Here is a 23,016-nt window from a genome sequence, read left to right as displayed (position 1 = left end):
TCAACGAGCCACTGCAACCACTGTGCCGCGACTGCGCACGACTTTGACGAACAGCGCACCCAGTGCCATCAGGCACAGGAAGATGCCGCAGATCACCAGATTGAACCAGACCATCGCGATCAGGCACACCACCGCCAGCACCAACGCGATGCCCGGCACGATCGGGTAGCCCGGCGCACGGAAGCTGCGTTCCAGATCCGGTTCGCTGCGACGCAGTTTGAACAGGCTCAGCATGCTCACGATGTACATCACGATAGCGCCAAATACCGACATGGTGATCATCGCGGCGGTCAGGGTCATGCCCTGCAGGTTGACCAGGCCGTCGCTGAGAATGGCCAGGATACCGACAACGCCCCCGGCAAGAATGGCACGGTGCGGCGTCTGAAAGCGCGACAGCTTGGCCAGGCTCGGCGGCAGGAAACCGGCCCGGGCCAGAGCGAAGAACTGGCGCGAGTAGCCCAGGATGATGCCGTGGAAACTGGCGACCAGACCGAACAGGCCGATCCACACCAGCATGTGCATCCAGTTGGAGTTGTTGCCGACAACGGCCTTCATCGCCTGTGGCAACGGGTCGTTGATGTTCGACAGCGCACGCCAGTCACCCACGCCGCCGGCGAAGATCATCACACCAATTGCCAGCACCACCAGGGTCAGAATCCCCGCGACGTAGGCACGCGGAATGGTGCGTTTCGGGTCTTTGGCTTCTTCAGCGGCCATGGCCGCGCCTTCGATGGCGAGGAAGAACCAGATGGCAAACGGAATCGCCGCGAAAATCCCGCTGATTGCGGGCAGGCTGAAGGTGTCGGAACCGGCCCAGCCGCCAAGCACGAAATTGCTGAAGCTGAAGCCCGGCGCGACCACGCCCATGAACACCAGCAGTTCGGCGACGGCGAGCACGGTCACCACCAGTTCGAACGTCGCGGCGATGCTGACGCCGAGGATGTTGAGGGTCATGAAAACGATGTACGCCCCGATCGCGGCGACCCGCGGATCAAGGGACGGATACTGCACATTGAGGTACGCGCCAATGGCCATCGCGATGGCCGGTGGCGCAAACACGAATTCGATCAGGGTCGCCAGCCCGGCAATCATCCCGCCGGTCACGCCGAAGGCACGCAAGCTGTAGGCGAAGGGACCGCCCGCGTTGGGGATTGCCGTGGTGAGTTCGGTGAAGCTGAAAATGAAGCAGGTGTACATCACCGCCACCATCAGCGTGGTGACCAAAAAGCCCAGCGTTCCCGCCGTGCCCCAGCCATAGCTCCAGCCGAAGTATTCGCCGGAAATCACCAGGCCTACGGCCAGTCCCCACAGGTGCAGGGTTCCCAATGTCGGTTTGAGTTGTGTAGCGGTCATGAGTGTGTACCCCGGTAGCCAAGCGACGGTATTTGCCTGACGTCGAGCATAGCCACAGGTTTACCGGCAAGGCTTGACCGTACAGGACGCGGGTTGTCGTGTGCGGTCAAGTTTTTCGGGTATTGGCGCGGGGTGCGCCAAGGCGGCGCGTGAAATGAGGGGGTGTGCTTTATAGAGGGTCACGATTTATGACACCACACTACCCAGGTGGATGAGTGGATGAGTAGCAGTTGGCGGCTTGCAGGCCACTTGTAGGAGCGTGGCTTGTCCCGCGATCGGCGACGAAGTCGTCGTAAACCTGATAACCAAGGCATATAGGAAGTACAGCGTGCGTCTGTTTTAAGACTGCTACGCAGCCGATCGCGGGACAAGCCACGCTCCTACAGAAAATAGCGGCCTGCTCTCGTCAAACCGCAACAAGGTACGACATTTGCTTGAATAAAATTCATACAGACCCTGACGGCCCTTCATCTCGATGCTTCAGACCCTCATCCCCAGCGCTGCACCGACCTCTCCCGCCGCCAGCAATCGCGGCGTGCTGTCGGCTGCCGCCAACGGTCTGGATGGCTTCATCGTGCAGCACGGCGGCGACCTTGATCGGGTGTTCGGCTGTGCCGGCATCGATCCCGAGCAACTGCTGCACCCCACGCTCAGCCTGCCCCTGACCAACTACTGCAAAGTGCTCGAGGAAGCCGCCTGGCAAACCGGTTGCGACAACTTCGGCCTGCGTTATGGCCAGCAATTTCAGCCTCAGGCGCTGGGTCTGCTGGGCTACATCGGGTTGTGTTCCGCAACCCTGGAAGACGCCCTCATCAACTTCTCGCAAGCCTTTCCGTTTCACCAGCACAGCACATTGATCGAACTGGTGGACCAAGGGGACTGCTACCGCTTCAACTATCAGGTCCGGCACGGCGCGATCCATGAGCGTCGCCAGGACGCCGAACTGACCATGGGCATGGCGATGAATCTGGTGCGTCATGTGCTGGGCCCGGACTGGGCGCCTCGGCAAGTGGCCTTCGAACACGCCAGACCGCAGGAATGGCACGAACACCGCGACACCTTTCATGCCGACGTCAGCTTTGGCCAAGGCTGCAATTCGCTGCTGATTCCCAAGCGGGAACTGGTCGGTAAGGCCATGCCGGGCAGTGACCCGATCCTGCTGATGCTGATCAAGGACGCCATTCGCCAGTTGGGCGACAACGGCAGCGAGATCAGCCTGCTGGAACGTGCCCGGCAGACCATCCTCGCCACGCTGCACCTGGGTGAACCGGCACTGGACGAAATCGCCCACCACCTCGGTCTTTCCGAATGGGCCTTGCAACGCAAGCTGCGCGAACAGGGCCTGAGCTTCACGCAACTGGTGGACCAGATTCGCCAGGACTCGGCCATCGCCCACCTCAAACAGCAGAACCTCAGCGTCACCCAACTCGCCTCCATGCTGGGTTACTCCGAGACCAGCGCCTTCTCCCGGGCGTTCAAGCGCTGGTTTGGGTTGAGCCCCAAGCAGTGGCGCAGCGCGGCGGTCAACACCCAGTAAACGCTGTGCCACCCTTTATAACTCTCGTGCCGAACGTACCTGTCTCAAGAAATCACCGACCTGCCACTCAATGGCGGATGCTGAATCCGTGGGGTTTAGCGTGCTGGTGAAGGCAGGGGGCCGTTCGGCGCAGGCCCCACGGAGCGTCTTTTGAGTGAGCCCCAGGCTGATGCTATTTGAAAGCGTCGTTTCGAGAAGCTGCATAGTGCCGGGTCTGGTAAGGCAACAGCGTCTGGATTTTCAATCCAAGTCCTTCATCCAGCCCCCAACACAGGGCAAGCCTGTCGCGCCGCTCACGTAGCCGCGCTCCAGGTGTGTCACTCAGTTCATCCTGGCTCCGATAACGCTTGAGTAGCAGACTCAGTGAGTAAAGCGCTTCAGACGCTCGTTCCTCACTGAGGCAGGTAAATCGAGTCAGCTTCTCCAAAAAATAACCCGCTCGGCGCACCGCTACCTCATCGGGGCTACGCGCAAGAAAGAGCCGAAGTTCGGATTCAAGGCTCGAATGCTCATACCAAACCTCTTGAGCGGCACTTATCAAGGTCTCATCATCGGCCAGACTCAGTGGGCCCCTGCCTAGGCTGTCCAATGCTTCAGAAAGAATGTGGCGATCAGAAGGTTTGGTCATCTGCGGTCTCCAGATAGTCCTGCAGGATGTTCTTCAGAATCGAAGTCGGTGGCTCATGATTGCCAACATAGCAATCAATCGCCTCCAAGGCCAAGCGCTCAAATTCGGCAGCCAGAATGAAACCAGTGCGTAATAGAGCGAAAATGTCGCTGATGTCTTGATCAGTGGCACGACCGAGCTTCGAGATAGCGATATCAACGGGCGACGCAATGAATACATGAAGGGGTGACGCAGAATCGAATGTAGGCAGTCGTAGGCCTCGTTCAAGAAAATCTTCGTGCAACGGGCCGAGGCCGGTCGAGAAATTTAAATCATAGGTCAACTCGATCAAGCGTCCCGTTTGGTCATCCAGAAACTCTTCGGGAAGTTCAGCGAGCAATCTGCAGACGTCAATCTCTGAAGGCAGCGTCGTTGAAAAGAACTCCGCATCAACATCCATCGACACCCTATGGCTGGTGTAGAGGTGAACCGCACACCCGCCGAAGACAATGACCCTGAGCGCGCCCGGCGGGGCATTTTCAGCTTCCAGTTCCCGGGCCAGAGAACCAAACATCGAAATCAGTGCCTGCCCTAACGGGGTCTCGCAGTTGAGTACGGCAGGCCTGACATCACCTGAATTGCCCTCGCTCATCGTTCATCCCTGCACCGAATTGATCGGTCAGCAACTTAACAATGCCAAGGCAAACGGTAAGTCAGGCGATTCCACGGCGACTCGTAGGACGCGCCGCCAATTCAGGCAGGCGTCGGCCCTCTACAAGAACTCTTCCCCCTCCCGCATCAACACCGCGCGATCCACTTCGTCCAGCGAGCACACGCCGAGCATGCCCATGTTGCAGCTGATTTCCTGTGACAGCAGTCGGGCGGCGTGGAGTACGCCCTCATCGCCTGCAACGGAGGCGGCGAAAGCTTCGCTATCAGAGAGGGAATGGGCTCATGACTCCTTGCGTCCGATGTCCTGCAGCCAGTCATTCAGGTTCCCCGGTAACAACAGTTCATGCCGCGCCCGCGAGCTGGCGGTGTACAGCAGCGAGCAGACGCTGGCCAGTGAATGCGGCGAACCGGTGCGCGGAGGACGCATCAGGTCGCGGGAGAGCAGAACGGTGTCGAACTCCTGGTTCTTAACGTCTTCGACCTTCGCCAGCTTGAGGATGGCGCCAGGTTCGCTGCAGAACCGTTGCAACGTCTCGACAAACTGCGGCTCCGTGTTGCCTTGCCCCAGCCACTCGTGCACCGCCTTGAATTCGTGACTGCCGCCCATGGCTTTAGCCAGCGCGTCCCAATGGGTGTAACGAAAGATCAGGCGATGCTGGGGCCGCAGGTCTTCACGGTAAAGCAGTACCAGGCCCTTGATGAACAGGGTCAGGTCCTGAGCCGTGCCCGCCGGCAATTGAAACCGCGCACCGGCTTCGGTCAAACGCTTGAACCAGGCGAACAGGCCCCATTCGTTGGCAACCAGAATCGTGGTGGGTTTGTCCGGAATCGGCATGACGCTGTGGCCGATGATGCGCGTCGGGTAAGGCGCGCGCCCGACGAAGCCTTCTTTGATATCGCTGGGGTGCAGCTGAATCAGCGGGTTGAGGACGTCGGCCATCTGCCGCCCGGCACGGATCGACTGGGTCATGAACCGCTGACGAATGGAACCCCCATGGCGCGGGGCCTTGCCGCTCAGTTGCTGAAACTCATCGCCCAGCGTGATCACTGCCTGTGGGCTTCGATCGAGGATCTGCACCATCGGCGCGGTCAGTTCGTGGCTTTCATCGATGATGATGTGGGTGAAGTTTTCGAAGACCACTTCCGAGGTCATCGAGAGGAACTTGATGCGATGGCTGTTGCGCACCGGCAAACGGATGTGCGGCGCTGAGGGCCGGACGGTTTCCCGCCACAACAACCGGCTGTATTCCAGCAGCATGGCGATGTCCGCCTGACTGGCGGCGTACCCCAATGACGGCAGATGCCGCGGCTCAAGGGTGGGCAGCGGCGACAGGCAAAAGCTGTAAACCGTGGTGCGGCACACCCATGCCACCTGCCGGGGAGGCAGATTGCCAACCGTTTGCAGGTTCAGCCATTCGGCGATTTGCTGATCGGACACCAGCGAGTCGGCGCCGGTGCGCTGCCTGCCCGTGTTGCGCCAACCGGCCGAAGTCTGGTCGCGATTGAGCAGCAGGTTGGCCATGTGGCCGAAGGTGCAGGCGTGGAGCTTTCGGCTCGGATCACTCTGCCTGACGCGATCCTCCAGCGCCTTGACCTGTTGCGGGTACGTCGCCATGAGCAAGGTCGTTTCAGCGGGCAGCGTTTCGAAGAACTTCGCCAGCAGGAAGGTCTTGCCGACGCCCGCGTAGGCCTGCAAATGAAACGACTCATCCTGGCAGCCACGGAACTCGTCGAAGATCCGGCTCTGCTGGTCGCTCAGATACAGCAGGTCGCCCGTCGGCAAGACCACTTCGCGGGTCAGGGGCTCAAGGGTCTGGCGATGGCGTTTGCCAAAACCGAAGTCCCAATGGCCTTCATCGTCGAGGTAGTCCTCATCGTCGACTTCGTGCGCCTCAAGCAAGCTGATGCCTGCCACTTCCAGAACACTCAGGCCCTGCGCGAGGTGGGCGGCGTTGAATCGCATGCGCAGCAGATCGCCGAACGACCCGCCCGCCTCTTCCATCGACAGCGCCGCACGCATGACATCGTCAAGCATGCGCTCCAGCTTCTCGATGGGCGTGTTTTGCTCGACCAGTGCGTTGAGGTTGATCAACAGCATGAGGGCAGCGAGCTGCGCCCGGGTCGCCTCGGCGAGAAAATCGTCCAGCGACTCGCCGGCGGCCAGGCTTTGAGCCGCCTCTTCGGTCACGGGTAAAAACAGCGAGGGCGGTGGAGCAAACGGACCGGGTGAACTCATTACGGGGCAATCGTCCTGATAAACGCGACGGCGTGGGGCAGAAACAGCGGAAGATGACGCAACAGCTTACCCTTCCCGACGCCCCGTCGCCCACCACGTTGTCATGCCGATTCGGCAGGGCAAAGCAACGGCCGTCATCGCATCACATTTACAGCCTCTCTGGAGGTATCTAACCGCACGCTGCAGGAGCCTGGCTTGCCTCGCGATCTGCCGGGATCCGGCAGCAAAACCTGTGCATGGGGCGTCTCAGGTACAAACGGGACGCCCGATTTTGCTGGCGCTGCATCAAAACCCATCACACCCGACTCGTGCGCTCGCCAACAGGCCGAACACGCCGGGATCAGTTGTCCCCTGCGCAGTCCTGAGCAACGGTGCGGTAATTCAGGGTCTGCTTCTGGCCGTGAGAATCGACGTAGTTGAGGTGCGTATTGACCAGACCGCAGGTGGGTGTTGCATCGACTTCGGTAGACAGGGCCCTGGCGATGTCCAGGTGTTCACCATACATGTAGCTGTGTGCAGGAACGCTGTCCTGGGCTTGAGCCGAAAACGCACCGAGGCTCAGGGCGGCAAACAGCGTGGCGATTCCGATGTTCTTCATGTTCATGGTGTTCTCCGAGGTTCAATGGGTCATTCGTCGTTTGAGTGCGAGACGGTGTGCCTGTGTTGTCTCGATGGGTCCCATTGAATGCCTCGCAGGTGTCCCGGATGTGTCGGGAAATGCCTGAAAATCATCTTTAAGTGTCATGGCGTGGTCTGGATACACAGCGATACATTCGCATTGAAAAATGCGCTTTTTGCATCCGGATGTATTCGTCGCAGGATCAGATACAGTGCAATACAAAGGGCGGCAGGCAAGCCCTGCGCAGCTGGGTAAGATGCGCCACACGTCAATGAAAACGGGGAGCTGAGGCAATGGAGCACGTAGACCACATTCTGATTGTCGACGACGATCGCGAAATTCGGGAGCTGGTGGGCAACTACCTGAAGAAGAACGGATTGCGCACCACGGTGGTCGCCGACGGCCGCCAGATGCGCTCGTTCCTGGAGTCGACCCCCGTGGACCTGATCGTGCTGGACATCATGATGCCCGGCGACGACGGCCTGCTGCTGTGCCGCGAACTGCGCGCGGGCAAGCACAAGACCACCCCCGTATTGATGCTCACGGCCCGCAGCGACGAAACCGACCGCATCATCGGCCTGGAAATGGGCGCCGACGATTACCTGGTCAAGCCCTTCGCCGCCCGTGAGTTGCTGGCGCGCATCAACTCCGTGCTACGCCGTACCCGGATGCTGCCACCCAACCTGATCGTCAGCGAGAGCGGTCGTCTGTTGGCGTTCGGCAAATGGAAACTGGACACCACCGCCCGTCACCTGCTGGATGCCCAAGGCACCGTGGTCACCCTCAGCGGCGCCGAATACCGCCTGCTGCGCACCTTCCTCGATCACCCGCAACGGGTGCTGAGCCGCGATCAACTGTTGAACCTGACCCAGGGCCGTGACGCCGACCTGTTCGACCGCTCCATCGACCTGCTGGTCAGCCGCCTGCGCCAGCGCCTGCAAGACGATGCGCGGGATCCGGCCTACATCAAGACCGTGCGCAGTGAAGGTTATGTCTTCACCTACGCCGTCGAAATCCTCGGGGACGAGGCATGAAGCTGACGTTCGGATGGCCGCGGACCCTGGCATCCCGGCTGTCGCTGATCTTTCTGATCAGCCTGGTGCTGGCTCACGGCTTGTCGTTCGGGTTGCAGTTCTACGAGCGTTATCAGAGCGCGATGACCCTGATGCTGGGTAACCTGGAGCAGGACCTGACCACCACCGTTGCCGTACTGGAACGTTTGCCCGCCAATGAGCGTGAAGCCTGGCTACCGCGCTTCGAACACGCCAATTATCGTTACATCCTCGGCACCGGTCAGCCGGGCACGGCGATGGACATGAGTCATTCGCCGGTCTCGGTGCGCTCGATGCAGGCCACGCTCGGCCGCGAATACACCTTGCGCTTTCAGGACGTGCCGGATATTCGCCCACACTATCAGGCGCACCTGACGCTCAGCGACGGCTCCCCGCTGACGATCGACGTTCGCCCCTCGATCATGCCGTTGTCGCCTTGGCTGCCCCTGCTGCTGATCGTGCAATTGGTGCTTCTGTTCACCTGCACCTGGCTGGCCGTGAGAACCGCGATTCGCCCGCTGACGCGCCTGTCCGAGGCCGTCGATAACCTGGACCCGAACGGCGAAGGCACCCGCCTGGACGAAAGCGGCCCGACCGAAGTGGCCTTCGCGGCGGTGGCGTTCAACACCATGCAGCAACGCATCGCGACCTACGTCAAAGAGCGCATGCAATTGTTGGCGGCCATTTCCCACGACCTGCAGACCCCGATCACCCGCATGAAGCTGCGCGCCGAGTTCATGGATGAAGGCGTCGAGAAAGACAAGCTGTGGAGCGACCTGAGTGAAATGCAGCACCTGGTTCAGGAAGGCGTGGCCTATGCGCGCAGCATGGACACCTCCACCGAAGCCGTTCGACGTGTGGACCTGGACTCGTTCCTCGACAGCCTGACGTTCGACTATCAGGACATGAACAAGCAGGTCCAGCTGTGCGGAAAGACCGGCGGTGTGATCGATACCCGTCCCCATGCCTTGCGCAGGGTCTTGGTGAACCTCACCGACAACGCGCTGAAATTCGCCGGCGCAGCCGAGATCAAGGTGCAGACCCTCGGTGACCAGGGCTTGTCGATCCAGGTCCTGGACCGCGGACCCGGCATTGCCGAGGCCGAGCTGCTGGAAGTGCTCAAGCCGTTCTATCGCGTCGAGAGTTCGCGTAACCGTGATACCGGCGGCACGGGATTGGGCCTGGCGATTTCCCAGCAACTCGCCTCGGCGCTGGGCGGCACCTTGAGCCTGTCCAACCGGGACGGCGGTGGGTTGTGCGCCGAACTGCGCTTGCCTAAGAAGGTGGGTTGACAGGCTCTGTAGAAGCGCGCTTGCCCGCGAATGCATTCTGTCTGTGACATCTGCTTCACTGACGCACTGCAATCTCAGGCAAGCCGTTCCTGCACGAAGCGCGGATATCAAACGCCACTCCAAGAGGCTCTAACGTGGCACGAACCTCAAACAAATAAGCAAACTGCCATCAATCCGGTTTTCCGAAACACCCTGTATCATCCGCCCTCGCCCCACCCTCTCTACGTAGCGAAATCAAGGATTGTTCATGCGTATGCGCGTTCTGACCCCTCTTGCATTGATGATTGGCGCGTCCCTCTGCGGTCAGGCGCAGGCCAGCGGTGACGATTCCTGCTACCCCGCCTGGTCGCTGCTGCGTGACTCGCTGGACGTCTGCAACAACCTGGCCTTTCTCAATCCTGGTAACGACAGCCGGGTCAACCTGCGCCTGCTGCTGGCGGACCGCAAAGCGGTGGAACTCAAGCCCAATGCGCTGACCGAGGACGAGCTGTCAGAGGGGTATGGCCCGGTGCCGTTTGCGGTGGCGCGCCTCGACACTGCGCAGATCGAGGGAGACGACAGTGAAGAGTCCGGCGCGGCCGCCTTGAACGGCCTGCTGGAAAAGCTCGGCATCAAGCGCGACAGCACGGACAGCGCCGGGCAGGCGTTCCTGCAAGGGGAAGGCAGCCGTTGCCGCAGTAATCGCGACGACAGCGCAGCGGTGTTTATCGGGCAACTGGTCGACACACCGTCGCTGTCTGATTCAGAACGTCAATTGCTGGCACGCAGTCGTCTGCAACTGCTCGATGGCTGCACCTGGGACGCAGCAAAACAGGCAAGCCTGCTGCCGACCGATGTTCAGTCTGTCGAAGGCAAGGCGTTTGTGACCTACCTGCAAGCAGCCTCGGACTTTTACAGCGGCCGATTCAACGAAGCCGAAAACGGCTTTGCCAGCCTCAACGATAACGCGCAGCCGTGGCTTAAGGAGGTGTCGTTTTACATGGTCGCCCGCACCCGCCTCAACGCGGCGCAGCAGGACGCATTCGATGAGTACGGCACCCGCAAGGACACCCTCGACACAGCGCCTTACGCCAAGGTCGGGGAAGCCTTCGACCAGTACCTCGCGGCTTACCCGCAAGGCATTTACGCGTTGTCGGCCAAGGGGTTGATGCGCCGGGTGCACTGGCTGTCCGGGGACACCGATAAACTGGCCGACGATTACACCTGGCAAATGACCCAGGCGGACGACTCGCAACGCAACCTGCCGATCGACGCGTTGATCCAGGAGACCGACAACAAACTGCTGATAAACATCGCTGACGCAACGCCGTCCGCCTTGATGACCGCCGTCAGCGACCTGATGCAGATGCGCAAGGACGCTCAGCCGAAACTGACCCGCGAGAAACTGGCGGCGCAAAAAGCGCTGTTCGCCGATCAACCGGCCATGTTCGACTACTTGCAGGCGGTGTATGCCTTCTATGTTGATCAGAAGCCGGAAGAAGCCCTGAAGCGGCTGCCGAAGGACGTTCCCGCTGCGCTCGACTATTTCGCGTTCAGCCAGCACACCTTGCGTGCCCTGGCACTCGAGGCGAGCAACGATCTGCCTGGGGCTCAAAGCCTGTGGCTGAAAATGCTGCCACTGGTGAGACAGCCACTGCAACGTGAGCAGTTGGAACTGGCGCTGGCCATGAACCACGAGCGCAGCGGTCAGCTTGAACAGGTATTCGCTACCGATTCGCCGATCCAGTCGGCCCAAGTGCGGCTGATCCTGCTGGGCAAGGTGGCGGGCGCGCCTTTGCTGCGTCAACAGATCACCCAAGGCATCAGCGACACGGAGAAGAACACCGCGCGATTCGTGCTGCTTTATAAAGACCTGCTGCACGGTCAGTACGCAGCCTTCGCCGATGATTTCAAAGCACTGCCCGAGAAGTCCGGCGAAGAGCAACTGGGAACCAGCCTGGGCTATGTCTACGGCACCGGGCAGACCTTGCAGTTGTTCCGCTGGAACGGCGACAAGGCCGAATCGAACTACGCCTGCCCGAGCATCGGCGACACAGCGGCCCTGCTGCAAGCCAACGACAAAGACCCCAAAGGCCTGAATTGCCTGGGCGAGTTCGTTTTGCGCAATGGTCTGGACAGCATGCCGCTGGACCAGCGACCGGGCAGCGGTCAGTTGGGCAGCGGCGAGTCGGGTTTCAAGGGCGACGTGTTCTCCCGTCTCAACGGTTATCAAACGGTCATCGCCGACACCACGGCCGGACGTGACGACAAGGCCTACGCCCTCTTCCGCGCGATCAACTGCTACGGGCCTTCGGGCTACAACAGCTGCGGCGGCAAAGACGTCGCCCAGTCGGTGCGCAAGGCATGGTTCAAACAACTGAAAACCGCCTATGGCGGCACCCCGTGGGGCAAGTCGTTGCAGTACTACTGGTGAGGCTTCAGGCACTGTTGTTCGCACTGATTGGACTGTTGGGCAGCCCGTCGGCATCGGCCGCCGTGGAGGCACGAGACTACGAAGCGTTCTGGCTGTGGAGCGGCGTGACCAGTCAGCCGGTCCTGCATCAGGCCAAGACGCTCTATGTGCTGCAAGGCCAGATCAGCACCCCCCGCACCGACCGCCATAATCCCGTACTGATCGCCCAAGGCATGAGCGTGACACGCCTGCCGCAGCCAGCGCTGTGGATCGTCTACCGCGCCCACACCTTGCGCTGGCCCGAGACGGTTTACCGACAGGTGTTTGGCCAGGTCGAGCGTTGGCAGCAGGCGGGAAATGCGGTGACCGGGATTCAGATCGACTTCGATGCGCGAACCCGTTACCTGCAGGACTACGTGATGTTTCTCAAAGACCTGAGGTCGCGCCTGCCTGCCTCACTGAAGCTCAGCATCACGGGCCTGATGGACTGGAGCAGCAACGCCGACCCGCAGGCCATCAGCCAACTCAAAGGCGTGGTGGATGAAGTGGTGGTGCAGACCTATCAGGGCCGCCATAGCATCCCTGACTATGCCGCGTACCTGCCGCGCATGGGCAGGCTGGGCCTGCCGTTCAAGGTCGGCTTGATTCAGGGTGGCACGTGGACGGCGCCGGACTCTCTGAAAGACAGCCCGTGGTTTCGGGGGTATGTGGTGTTTTTGCGTAATCAGGATTGAGCGCAATTTCGCTTCTGGCCGGAGGGCGTAGGAGCAAGCTGCTTGTAGGGTGTGCATTTCAACTATTTGGCGTGACGCTGAGGGTTTGGTTTGTCCTAACGGCCAAACTGTTCCGCCTTCGGCGGGTTACTTGAAAACCGGAATGCCGGACCATCCCCAAGTAACCAAGGGTCCTATGCTCCTGGTTGGGCCCGACTTCGTCGGGTTCCTTCACTTCGGCGACGCTCCGTGGGCCCGCCGCCATCGGCCATCCATGGCCGGGGGCGGCTCTCGCGGCATCCATGCCGCTCGGCCCACTCCGCATCGCCTGCGTTCAGCCTGCACCCAAGTCGCGTTTTGTGGTGTCTGGACTGCTGCGGTATGAAGATCAAGATCAGATCAAGATCAAAAGCGAAGCGCGCCCTGCGCTTTCGCAGGCTCGCCACATAAACTGCCGGCTGAACACAAAACCTGTGGGAGTTAGCTTGCTGACGAATGCAGTGTGTCATTCACCTTTGAGGAAACTGGCTTTATCCCATCGCGAGCAAGCTGATGGTTCCCACGCTCCGCGTGGTAACACAGTCCATGACGCTCTGCGTCATCCAGGAGGTGGCGCATGCTGTCAGGCTTTGCGACCCTAAAGAAACGGACGGACAGCACGGGTGTGACAACCATGAAATCTCCCACGGCCCCCGGCCACAATCTAATGCAGATCGCGCTTGCAGGCCTCCCTCTATTCGATCTCGATATCCAGCAATGCCGCGCCTAATGCCTTGCCGTGCGCATCCTGCGCCAACGAGCGGGTGACGCCGCCTTTGAGGATGCCGGGCAGCACGAAATTCAGGGCCTGTACGTTGGGCAATTCATAGCGCCGCACCGGTCCTGCTGCTGAGTCGAGCAGTTCAGCAAAGTGCGCCGTGACGCGTTCCACCGTCAGTTGTTGAACCAGACGCCGGTAGTCTTCGGGCTTGAAGGCAATCACCGAGATGTTCGACGTATCGCCCTTGTCTCCGGTCCGCGAATGCGCGAGTTCGCGCAGTTTGATCGTGCTCACGAGGCGTCCTCCAGATGAACGTGGGGTTTGACCGCATCACGGGGCAGCAACAAGGACGCCACCGCCACCACCTGCCGTACGCCCTTGGTCGCACCGCCACCGCCATACGGGCCGTTGGTGTAGAGGGTTTCGACTTCGTTGCCGATGCGTATGGCGTCGGATTTGTCGGCGCACCGGGCCGCTACGCGCAAACGCACTTCCCACGGTTCAGCCGCGGTGCGCGAACCCAATGTTGCCCCATGCAATGAATCCACACCGATCAGTTCCGCGCGGACTTCATCGACAACCACGCCGGTCAGCTTCAAGCGTTCCAGGACGACTTCACGCGCCAGTCGTGCTCGCGCCAATGCACCCGGCCCGCCATAGGACATCTGCCCCTCGCCGATCCAGCCATCGAGGTAGCCAACCGATACCTTCAGCGTGTCGGGGCGCGCGCGACCCTCTGCGCCGTCGGCACGGACCTGGTTCGTCCCTACGGCCGTGAACGAGACGTTTGAAAAGTCGGCGGTCACGTCCGGTGTCAGATACGCCTTGGGATCGTGCACTTCGTAAATCATCTGCTCGGTGCAGGTGGCGGGGTCGATTCTTCCGCCGGAGCCTGCGACCTTGCTGATCACCGCGCGGCCCTCGGCGTCCACTTCGGCCAGCGGAAAACCCAATCGGGCGAGGTCCGGCACATCCTTCACCCCCGGATCGGCAAAGTAACCGCCGGTGATCTGCCCGGCGCATTCCAGCAAATGCCCGATCAGGGTGCCACGTCCGATGCGCGTCCAGTCATCCTGAGCCCAGCCAAAGGTGAACAGTTGTGGCGCGAGAAACAGTGAAGGGTCCGCCACGCGGCCGGTGATCACCACATCAGCGTCGGCATTCAACGCCTCGACAATGCCTTCTGCCCCCAAATAGGCGTTGGCGGAAATCAGCCTATCCCCCAACGACGCCACCGTCGCGCCGTTGTCCAGCAACGCCTGAGGGTCGGCGTGCAACGCTGCCAGCACGTCATCGCCGGTCAGTGCAGCGACCTTTAGCCCGTGCAGGCCCAGCTCGGCCGCGACGCGCCGCACTTCCTGCGCCGCCGACAAGGGATTGGCTGCGCCCATGTTGCTGATGATGCGCAAACGTCGCTGCCCGATTTCACGCCCTCGGGCCACGAACGGCAGCACGCGGCGCATGCGCTCACTGAGCAACGGGTCGAACCCGGCGTCGGGGTCAGCCAGTCGAGCCTGTTGCGCAAGGGCTATGGTGCGTTCGGCGAGGCACTCGAACACCAGAAAATCCAGATCGCCCTTATCGGCCAGTTCCACCGCCGGCTCGATGCGGTCACCGGAATACCCGGCGCCCGAGCCGATACGTAAGGTTGTCATTCAGAACACTCCCAGCAGCAATGCGGTCAGGGTCATCAGCACCGATGCGCCGAACAGAAAAGGGATGGTGAAGCGTTGATGATCGGCCAGTTCGACCTTGCACAACCCGACCAACAGAAAGGTCGCGGGGGTCAGCGGGCTGACCGGGAACCCGGTGGTGTGGACGCCCAGCAAGGACGCTTGCGCCACCTGCAAGGGGTCGACACCCAGCGCGCGTCCGACCTCGGCGATCACCGGCATCACGCCGAAATAGAAGGAGTCCGGGTCGAACAACAAACTCAACGGCATGGACAGGAAGCCAACCACCATAGGGATCAGCTTGCCGTGACCCGCCGGAATCTGCGCCACTGCCACCTCGGCCATGGCCTTGAGCATGCCGGTGCCTTGCATGATGCCGGTGAATACGCCCGCTGCCAGAAGAATGCTGGCCATGGTCAACGCCGTTTTGGCATGGGCATCGATACGCGCGCGTTGCGCGTCCACATTCGGGTAGTTGATGCACAGCGCCAACACCGTGCCGACCATGAACATCACCACGGGATCGACCCAGCCGGCGATCATCACCGCCATGACCACGATCGTCAGCAACAGGTTGAGCCAGAACAGGCGTGGGCGGCGCAGCACCTCTTCCTGCTCGGTCAGCGTCCGCTCCGGCACCACATCGACCTTCGCACCGGCGCCCAGCCCGAGGCGTTTTTCTTCACGACGCCCCAACCACCAGGCACAGATGAACACGAACGCCAGACCGACGATCTGCACCGGAATCAACGGCTGGAACAGGTCGGCCACCGGCACATGCAGGGCGGCGGAAGAGCGCAGCACCGGGCCGGTCCATGGCAGGAAGTTGACCCCCGCCGCCATCGCGGCGACGCACGCCAGAATTCGCCGATCAATGCCCAGCCGCGTGTACAGCGGCAACATTGCCGGGATGGTCACCAGAAAGGTCACGGCGCCCGACCCGTCCAGGTGCACCAGCAAGGCGAGCAGCGCGGTGCCCACAACAATACGTGTCGGACGTGTGCCCACCGTGCGCAGGATGCGGTCGATGATCGGGTCGAGCATGCCGGCGTCGGTCATCACTCCGAAAAACAGGATGGCAAACACGAACATGCCAACCACGGGCGCGACGTTCTTGATACCGGTGATGATGAAACCGCTGGTTTGCAGACCGAAACCACCGATCAATGCCGCGATGATCGGCAAGGCAATCAGCGCAACCAGAGGCGAGAGACGTTTGCTCATGACAGCGGCGAGCAAACAGAGAATGGTGATGACACCCAGAGTGGCGAGCATGGCGTGATCCTTTCGTCATCCCTCACCGGCAGGCGGCGGGACGAGCTGTTGTTGTTTTCAGCGAGTATCGAAACGGGGGTAAGCTTTGTAAATTGAAATGTTCAGGGCCTTACGTTCTGAAAATACGAACGCTGATCCAACAGCTGCCAACGGGAATTCATGATGAAGAACGCCATCCAGCACATCCGCGCCTTTCTCGCCGTGGCCAACAGCGGCAGCTTTGCCAAAGCGGCCCTTGAGCTGAACCTGTCGCCCTCGGCCCTGACCGTGCAAATCCAGCAGTTGGAGGAATGGCTCGGCGTCACGCTGCTCGAACGCAGCCCGCGTCAGGTCAGCCTCACCTCCGCCGGGCAGAACAACCGTGGCCCCATGGAAAAACTGCTACTGGACCTGGACAACATCGTCAGCGGCTCACGGGATCTGGTCGCGTTGCGCCGAGGCGTGGTGACCATCGCCGCCCTGCCCTCGCTGTGCGCCGGGGCGCTGCCGCCGATCCTTAAAACCTTCCGTGAACAATTCCCCGGCGTCGAAGTGCGCCTGCGCGATGTCGTGGCGCAACGCATCGACACGCTGGTGCGTGACGGGGAGGTGGATTTTGGCGTGGGCGTTCGTGCGCGAATGAACCACGGGCTGAATTTTCAGGTAGTGATGATGGATCGCCTGAGTCTGTTCGTCCCGGCTCGCCATGCGCTCGCCAAACGCTCATCGATCACCCTGTCGGAACTGGCCGGCGAGCCGATCATCCTCACAGGCCGGGACAGCAGCGTGCGCGAACGGGTTGAACAGTTGTTTTCAGAGCAAGGGCTGATGCTGACGCCGGGCCTGGAAGCGAACTACATGTCGACGGTCATGGCGTTGGTGCGTCAGGGGTTGGGTATGACGCTGTTACCGGAATCGGCCGACGAAGGCCGTGGCGACCTGGTTCAGGTGCGCGTCGAACATGCGGGGGTGAATCGAGAGATCGGCGTGATCACGCGCGCGGGGACTGGATTGAGTCCTGCGGCCGCACGCTTCATCGAGATGATGAAAGCCGGCATGTCGACGCAACCCTAGTAGTAGCGCTTGCCCCGATGGCGTCCGCCCTGTCACCTCTTTATTGATTGACACACCGCAATCGCGGGCAAGCGCGCTCCTACACAGGTCCTGTGAAACGCAGTAGCTGAACGCCAGCTGAACACCTGCACAAAACCGGGGAAAAGCAAAAAAACAAGTATGCTCATTCAATAATGAGTATCATTATGTTACACATGCCTGAATGCGAATGACTTACCGAAGCGTTCACGGCTCACACCCTATCAGATTTGTACCGGTGATAAATGCTCGTTCCTTTTTTGATCATGCTGCGCGAAGGGATTGAAGCCGCGCTTATCGTTGGCATCATTGCCAGCTACCTCCGTCAAACCGGCCGTGGCGAGTGGATGCCCGCCGTCTGGATCGGGGTTTTCCTCGCCGCCGCGCTCGCACTGTTCGTCGGTGGTGGCCTGGAACTGGTCAGTGCCGAATTCCCGCAGAAGCAACAGGAACTGTTCGAAGGCCTGGTCGGACTGCTGGCGGTGATCATCCTCAGCTCCATGGTGTTCTGGATGCGCAAAGTGGCGCGCTCCATCAAGCATGAGCTGCACGAATCACTGGACGCCGCCCTCGCCGGCTCAAAAAACCAGACGTATGCCCTGATCGGCATGGTGTTCTTCGCGGTTGCTCGCGAAGGTCTGGAAACCGTGTTCTTTCTGCTGGCGATATTCCAGCAAAGCGAAGGCGCCAGCGCGCCGATTGGTGCCCTCCTCGGCCTGATCATTGCCGTGGGCATCGGCTTTGCCATCTACAAAGGCAGCATGCGCTTGAATCTCGGGCGCTTCTTCCGCTGGACCGGCTTGTTCATCCTGGTGGTCGCGGCGGGCATTCTGGCCAACTCGGTTCAGGCCCTGCATGAGGCCGGCCTCTGGAACCACTTCCAGACCGTGGTTTTCGACATCAGCGCCATCCTGCCGATGGACGGCCCGACCGGCTCGGTGCTCGCCGGCATGTTCGGTTATCAGGATGCACCGACCGTCAGCGTGCTGACCGTGTACGTCGCCTACCTGATCTTCGCGCTGGTGTTGTTCTTCCTGCCGCAGCCTCGCGTGGTGAGTCTTCCCACGCGACCTGCGCACGCACACGGCCACTCTTCTTCAGTTACGAATAAATAAGGGCTTCCATGACCAGCAGTCCCTCCGGGCTTCCTCCCCAGCAAGCCAAGCCTCCTCGCGCACTGCGAATGGCCGTCGCCGGATCGGTGATCCTGATGATCGGCGCCGGTGCGATGTTTTACTACGCCTCTCAACAGGCGCAAAAAAAACGCCAGGCCAACAACAGCGCCGAGACCGTGGTGACCATCCACCCCAAAAGCTGTGAGCCGAACGCGATCACGGTGCCTGCCGGGAAGAATGCCTTCCGCATCGTCAACGCCTCGGAGCGTGCGGTCGAATGGGAAATCCTGGACGGCGTGCTGGTGATCGAAGAGCGCGAGAACATCGCCCCCGGTCTGAGCCAGATCATCAACGCCAACCTGCAACCGGGTGATTACGCGATCACCTGCGGACTGCTCAGCAACCCGCGCGGCACCCTGCACGTGACCGCAACCGCTGAATCCGACGCTGCCGCCAAGGCACGGCCTTCGATGGTCGCGTTCATCGGCCCGTTGTCGGAATACCGGGTCTACCTGAGCACCAGGAGCAGTGCGTTAATCCGCGCGGTGAACGATCTGCAGCAAGCCATCGAAAGCGGCGACCTGGCCGCGGCGCAGCAAGCCTATGCGCCAGCGCGCGCAGCCTATCAGCGCATCGCCCCGGCCGCTCAGCGTCTGGCTGAACTGGACAACGCGATCAACGCCCGTGCCGATTACTTCGAGAAGCGCGAACAGGATCCGGGCTTCAGCGGGTTCCATCGCATCGAGTTCGGTCTGTTCTCGCAGAAGTCTGTCGAAGGCCTGGCGCCGGTCGTGCAGAAACTGCAGGCCGACATCGCGTCCCTGAAAGAACAACTACTGGCCCAGAGCATCGCCCCTGAGCAACTGGCGAGCATGGTCGTGCGCAACATGCGCAGCCTGGCCGACATCCGCAGCAATGGCGAGGAAGAGCGCTACAGCCACCTGGACGTCAACGGTTTCGCCGCCAACCTGGAAGGCACCCGCAAAGTCATCGAACTGCTGCGCCCTCTTCTGGCCAAGACCTCGGGCGAGGTGCTGAAGAAGATCGACGATGCGACCACCGCGCTGGATGACCAATTGCTGATGCTCAAGACCGACAACGGCTTCACGCCGTACGACCAGGTCAGTACCGAACAACGAAAACACATCGCAGACAAGGCCAAGGCGCTGGCCGATGCACTCGAAGGAATCGATCCGGCCCTGGGCCTCACCGGCCTGTAAGCGTGCCCTGGCGGGTGCCCAATGCGCCCGCCCGGCCCTGAAACCAGAACGAAGTAAGCATTCACATGAAAGACTCCGATTCATCCAACGCCCCTGTTTCCGTTGAACGCCGCCGTGTCCTGATGGGCCTGGGTGCTGCCGGCGCGGCCATCGCTGGCGCCAGCCTGACCGGTAATGCGCTGGCCGCCACCGCGCCGGCGCAAGTAACCGAAGCCCCGAAGAGCGAAAAGACCCAAGACCACAACGCATTCCATGGCGTGCATCAGACCGGCATCGTCACCCCGCGCCCGACGGCCGGGATGATGGTCTCTTTCGATGTGCTGGCGCAGGATCGCGAGGACCTGGAGCGGCTGTTCCGCACCCTGAACGAGCGCATCGCATTCCTGATGACCGGCGGTCCCGTGCCACAGGTCGACCCGAAATTGCCGCCGCTGGACTCCGGCATCCTCGGCCCTGTCGTCACCCCCGACAACCTGACCATCACGGTGTCCGTGGGCGATTCGCTGTTCGACGAGCGCTTCGGTCTGGAACACGTCAAACCCAAGCGCCTGCAGCGCATGGTCGGGTTTCCCAACGATGCGCTGGAAGCCGACTGCTGCCATGGCGACCTGAGCATTCAGTTCTGCTCCAACGCCCCGGACAGCAACATCCACGCCCTGCGTGACATCGTCAAGAACCTGCCGGACCTGCTGCTGGTCCGCTGGAAGCAAGAAGGCACCGTACCGGCCCAGGCGCCGCTCAAACCCGGCCAACCACCGGAAAGCGCCCGCAACTTCCTCGGGTTCCGAGACGGCTCGGCCAACCCCGACTCGAACAACCAGAAGACCATGAACGAGCTGGTCTGGGTACAACCGGGCAGCGACGAACCGGCCTGGGCCGCCAACGGCAGCTATCAGGCCGTGCGGATCATCCGTAACTTCGTCGAGCGCTGGGACCGTACCCCGCTGCAGGAACAGGAATCGATCTTCGGCCGGAGCAAGGCCTCGGGTGCGCCGATGGACGGCAAGACCGAAACCGACGTCCCGGATTACACGAAAGACCCGGAAGGCAAGATTACCAAGCTGGATGCGCACATCCGTCTGGCGAACCCGCGCACCCCGGACAGCCAGCGCAACCTGATCCTGCGTCGCCCGTTCAACTACTCCAATGGCGTGAACAAGAACGGGCAACTGGACATGGGCCTGCTGTTCATCTGCTACCAGTCGGACCTGGAAAAAGGCTTCATCACCGTCCAGACCCGTCTCAACGGCGAGCCGCTGGAGGAATACCTCAAGCCCATCGGCGGCGGGTATTTCTTCACCCTGCCGGGCGTCGTGGACAGCAACGATTTCATTGGCCGGTCGCTGCTGGCCGCCTCTGCTCGAACAACAAAAACTGCCTGACAACCCTTACCTCACAGGAAGAGCTCTATGAAAAAGTCGTCTCTCGCGTTGTTGCTTACTGTTGGCTTGCTGCAGACCCCACTGTCCGTGTTCGCGGCAACCGCCCCGCTGGACCTGGTCACCCCGGTTTCGGACTACAAGATCTACGTCACCGAAAACGTCGACAAGCTGGCCGAAGACACCCAGAAGTTCACCGACGCCATCAAGAAAGGCGACCTGGCGACGGCCAAGAAACTGTTCCCGACCACTCGCATTTCTTACGAGTCCATCGAGCCCATCGCCGAACTGTTCAGCGACCTGGACGCCTCGATCGACTCCCGTGAAGACGACCACGAGAACGGCGTGAAAGCCGACGACTTCACCGGTTTCCACCGTCTGGAATACGCGTTGTTCTCGCAGAACACCACCAAGGACCAGGCTGTTTTCGCTGACAAGCTGCTGGCAGACGTCAAAGAGCTGCAATCGCGCATTGCCGACATGACCTTCCCGCCCGAGAAAGTGGTCGGCGGTGCTGCCGCACTGATGGAAGAAGTGGCCGCGACCAAGCTGTCCGGTGAAGAAGACCGTTACAGCCACACCGACCTGTATGACTTCCAGGGCAACGTTGACGGTTCCAAGAAAATCGTCGACCTGTTCAAGCCGCAACTGGAGAAGTCGGACAAGGCGTTCGTGAGCAAGGTGGACAAGAACTTCGCCACCGTGGACAAGATCCTGGCCAAGTACAAGACCAAGGACGGCGGTTACGAGACCTATGACAAGGTCAAGGAAAACGACCGCAAGGCTCTGGCCGGTCCGGTTAACACGCTGGCAGAAGACCTGTCGCAGATGCGTGGCAAACTCGGTTTGAACTGAGTCTGTACGCGATGAAAAGCCCGCCTGCCGAGTGATCGGCAGGCGGGCTTTTTTATTTGCGGCTGTGGGTTTGGGTTTGGGTTTGGGTTTGGGTGTATATCCGTTATCGGCGGGGACGCCTATGGGCTCTGGCTAACGCCAGAGCTGTTTCGCCTCCGGCGAGTTACTTGAAAAGACCCCAAGTAACCAAGGGTTGGCTCCTGGTTAGGCCCGACTTCGTCGGGTACCCGCACTTCGGCGACGCTCCGTGGGCCCGCGCTGAACGGACATCCCTGTCCTGACGGCGCTCTCGCGGCATCCATGCCGCTCGGCCCACTCCGCGCCGCCTGCGTTCAGCCTGCACCCAAGTCGCGACATTTGGTGCATGGGCTATCGCGCTAGAAAAGCAAAATCAAAAGCATCGAATGACGCGAATCCTGTAGGAGCGTGGCTTGTCCCGCGATCTACCGCGCAGCGGTAGCACAACCAGGCGACTCGGTCATGCCTGACACTTCGCATGCACAGGTTTTGCTGCCGGTTCCCGGCAGATCGCGGGACAAGCCACGCTCCTACACTAAGAGGTGGAGTTCGGGAGAATGGTGGACGAACCAAGAATGCGAGGAGCGTTAACTCCAGCCCGCGGTGCTCTTGTACGCGATAGTTCAGGCACCACAAAACGCGACTTGGGTGCAGGCTGAACGCAGGCGGCGCGCAGTGGGCCGAGCGGCATGGATGCCGCGAGAGCCGCCCCCGGCCATGGATGGCCGATGGCGGCGGGCCCACGGAGCGTCGCCGGAGTGAAGGTACCTCGACGAAGTCGAGGCCAAACCAGGAGCAGGGCCTTTGAACTGACCCCCGAAAGTTGGACACCCAGTCCAACCGAGGGGACAGCCATGACGAAGTACGATCCAGCCTTCAAACTCAAGCTGGTTAAACAATGCCTGGCCGGCAGCAGCACCAATGGAGTTGCAGTCAAAAATGGTATCGGTCATTCCATCCTGCAGCGCTGGGTGCGCAGCTATCAGCAACACGGTCTGCCCGGCCTTGCCAAGCAGTACAGCCGCTATGACGCCCAGTTCAAACTCAGTGTTCTACAGCGCATTGAGCAGGATGGATTGTCAGACCAGCAAGCCGCCATTCTCTTTGGCATCCGCGGGCAAAACAGCATCGGGGAATGGAAGAGGCTGTACCATGCCGGAGGTATCAATGCGCTGAA

General features: G+C 60.9%; 19 protein-coding genes and 1 pseudogene. 11 read left to right on the top strand and 9 right to left on the bottom strand.

The window, feature by feature from the left end; all coding sequences use genetic code 11:
* Window positions 1-1,353, bottom strand: a complete 1,353-nt coding sequence (gene eat / locus BLS87_RS00105) for an ethanolamine permease (RefSeq protein WP_074749380.1) — start codon at window positions 1,351-1,353, stop codon at window positions 1-3.
* Window positions 1,354-1,828: 475 nt separating this feature from the next.
* On the opposite strand from eat, the gene qhpR reads away from it, so the two are divergent.
* Window positions 1,829-2,890 carry an AraC-like transcriptional regulator QhpR gene (qhpR, locus tag BLS87_RS00100; RefSeq protein WP_074749379.1) on the top strand — a complete coding sequence of 354 codons (1,062 nt, stop codon included), beginning with the start codon at window positions 1,829-1,831 and terminating at the stop codon, window positions 2,888-2,890.
* A 172-nt stretch (window positions 2,891-3,062) separates the two neighbouring features.
* Here the strand turns inward: qhpR and BLS87_RS00095 are convergent, their stop codons facing one another.
* The 5 genes and pseudogenes from BLS87_RS00095 to BLS87_RS00075 all read right to left on the bottom strand — a co-directional run bounded on the left by BLS87_RS00095 (window position 3,063) and on the right by BLS87_RS00075 (window position 7,009).
* Window positions 3,063-3,518, bottom strand: coding sequence for a hypothetical protein (locus BLS87_RS00095; RefSeq protein ID WP_074749378.1), 456 nt, complete (start codon window positions 3,516-3,518; stop codon window positions 3,063-3,065).
* Complete coding sequence (locus BLS87_RS00090; protein ID WP_074749377.1) at window positions 3,502-4,149, bottom strand: DUF6036 family nucleotidyltransferase; 648 nt, start codon at window positions 4,147-4,149, stop codon at window positions 3,502-3,504. The genes BLS87_RS00095 and BLS87_RS00090 overlap by 17 nt, the downstream gene beginning before the upstream one ends.
* A gap of 120 nt (window positions 4,150-4,269) precedes the next feature.
* Window positions 4,270-4,410: pseudogene (locus BLS87_RS35035) on the bottom strand (alpha-hydroxy-acid oxidizing protein); the annotation flags it as partial.
* 39 nt (window positions 4,411-4,449) lie between these two features.
* Window positions 4,450-6,405 carry a hypothetical protein gene (locus BLS87_RS00080; protein ID WP_074749376.1) on the bottom strand — a complete coding sequence of 652 codons (1,956 nt, stop codon included), beginning with the start codon at window positions 6,403-6,405 and terminating at the stop codon, window positions 4,450-4,452.
* 340 nt (window positions 6,406-6,745) lie between these two features.
* On the bottom strand, window positions 6,746-7,009 hold the full coding sequence (locus BLS87_RS00075) for a DUF2790 domain-containing protein (protein WP_074749375.1): 264 nt from the start codon (window positions 7,007-7,009) through the stop codon (window positions 6,746-6,748).
* Between the two features lie 308 nt (window positions 7,010-7,317).
* Between BLS87_RS00075 and BLS87_RS00070 the strand changes: the two genes are divergently transcribed.
* The 4 genes from BLS87_RS00070 to BLS87_RS00055 all read left to right on the top strand — a co-directional run bounded on the left by BLS87_RS00070 (window position 7,318) and on the right by BLS87_RS00055 (window position 12,494).
* Window positions 7,318-8,058 carry a response regulator gene (locus tag BLS87_RS00070; RefSeq protein WP_074749374.1) on the top strand — a complete coding sequence of 247 codons (741 nt, stop codon included), beginning with the start codon at window positions 7,318-7,320 and terminating at the stop codon, window positions 8,056-8,058.
* Window positions 8,055-9,368, top strand: a complete 1,314-nt coding sequence (locus BLS87_RS00065; protein ID WP_074749373.1) for a sensor histidine kinase — start codon at window positions 8,055-8,057, stop codon at window positions 9,366-9,368. Before BLS87_RS00070 ends, BLS87_RS00065 begins: the two co-directional genes overlap by 4 nt.
* Before the next feature lie 247 nt (window positions 9,369-9,615).
* Window positions 9,616-11,781 (top strand): PA5441 family protein, encoded by a 2,166-nt coding sequence (locus BLS87_RS00060; protein WP_074749372.1) that lies wholly within the window; start codon window positions 9,616-9,618, stop codon window positions 11,779-11,781.
* Window positions 11,751-12,494 (top strand): DUF3142 domain-containing protein, encoded by a 744-nt coding sequence (locus BLS87_RS00055; protein WP_074749371.1) that lies wholly within the window; start codon window positions 11,751-11,753, stop codon window positions 12,492-12,494. The genes BLS87_RS00060 and BLS87_RS00055 overlap by 31 nt, the downstream gene beginning before the upstream one ends.
* Window positions 12,495-13,206: 712 nt before the next feature.
* On the opposite strand, the gene BLS87_RS00045 is transcribed toward BLS87_RS00055, so the two are convergent.
* From BLS87_RS00045 to BLS87_RS00035, 3 genes are read right to left on the bottom strand one after another with little or no spacing between them, the layout of a single operon-like run.
* The gene (locus BLS87_RS00045) at window positions 13,207-13,527 is read right to left on the bottom strand and encodes an AtuA-related protein (protein WP_074749369.1); all 321 of its coding nucleotides are present in this window, start codon (window positions 13,525-13,527) and stop codon (window positions 13,207-13,209) included.
* Window positions 13,524-14,888, bottom strand: coding sequence for an acyclic terpene utilization AtuA family protein (locus tag BLS87_RS00040; protein ID WP_074749368.1), 1,365 nt, complete (start codon window positions 14,886-14,888; stop codon window positions 13,524-13,526). Before BLS87_RS00040 ends, BLS87_RS00045 begins: the two co-directional genes overlap by 4 nt.
* A complete protein-coding gene (locus BLS87_RS00035) occupies window positions 14,889-16,181 on the bottom strand; it encodes a CitMHS family transporter (protein WP_074749367.1) in 1,293 nt (430 codons plus the stop codon).
* A 162-nt stretch (window positions 16,182-16,343) separates the two neighbouring features.
* Between BLS87_RS00035 and BLS87_RS00030 the strand changes: the two genes are divergently transcribed.
* The 6 genes from BLS87_RS00030 to BLS87_RS00005 form a co-directional block, all read left to right on the top strand.
* The gene (locus BLS87_RS00030; protein ID WP_074749366.1) at window positions 16,344-17,234 is read left to right on the top strand and encodes a LysR family transcriptional regulator; all 891 of its coding nucleotides are present in this window, start codon (window positions 16,344-16,346) and stop codon (window positions 17,232-17,234) included.
* Window positions 17,235-17,497: 263 nt separating this feature from the next.
* Window positions 17,498-18,367 carry an iron uptake transporter permease EfeU gene (gene efeU / locus BLS87_RS00025; protein WP_074749365.1) on the top strand — a complete coding sequence of 290 codons (870 nt, stop codon included), beginning with the start codon at window positions 17,498-17,500 and terminating at the stop codon, window positions 18,365-18,367.
* A gap of 8 nt (window positions 18,368-18,375) precedes the next feature.
* Window positions 18,376-19,587, top strand: a complete 1,212-nt coding sequence (gene efeO, locus BLS87_RS00020; protein WP_074749364.1) for an iron uptake system protein EfeO — start codon at window positions 18,376-18,378, stop codon at window positions 19,585-19,587.
* Between the two features lie 65 nt (window positions 19,588-19,652).
* On the top strand, window positions 19,653-20,969 hold the full coding sequence (gene efeB, locus BLS87_RS00015; RefSeq protein WP_074749363.1) for an iron uptake transporter deferrochelatase/peroxidase subunit: 1,317 nt from the start codon (window positions 19,653-19,655) through the stop codon (window positions 20,967-20,969).
* A 27-nt stretch (window positions 20,970-20,996) separates the two neighbouring features.
* Window positions 20,997-21,821 (top strand): iron uptake system protein EfeO, encoded by an 825-nt coding sequence (efeO, locus tag BLS87_RS00010; protein ID WP_074749362.1) that lies wholly within the window; start codon window positions 20,997-20,999, stop codon window positions 21,819-21,821.
* An 872-nt stretch (window positions 21,822-22,693) separates the two neighbouring features.
* Window positions 22,694-23,016 (top strand): transposase (locus tag BLS87_RS00005; RefSeq protein WP_167362019.1); only part of this gene is annotated, 323 nt, incomplete at its 3' end.

The organism is Pseudomonas abietaniphila (assembly GCF_900100795.1).
Classification (GTDB): Bacteria; Pseudomonadota; Gammaproteobacteria; order Pseudomonadales; family Pseudomonadaceae; genus Aquipseudomonas; species Aquipseudomonas abietaniphila.
Note: the sequence above shows the minus strand (reverse complement) of the source record. Positions and strands in the feature narration are given on the sequence as shown.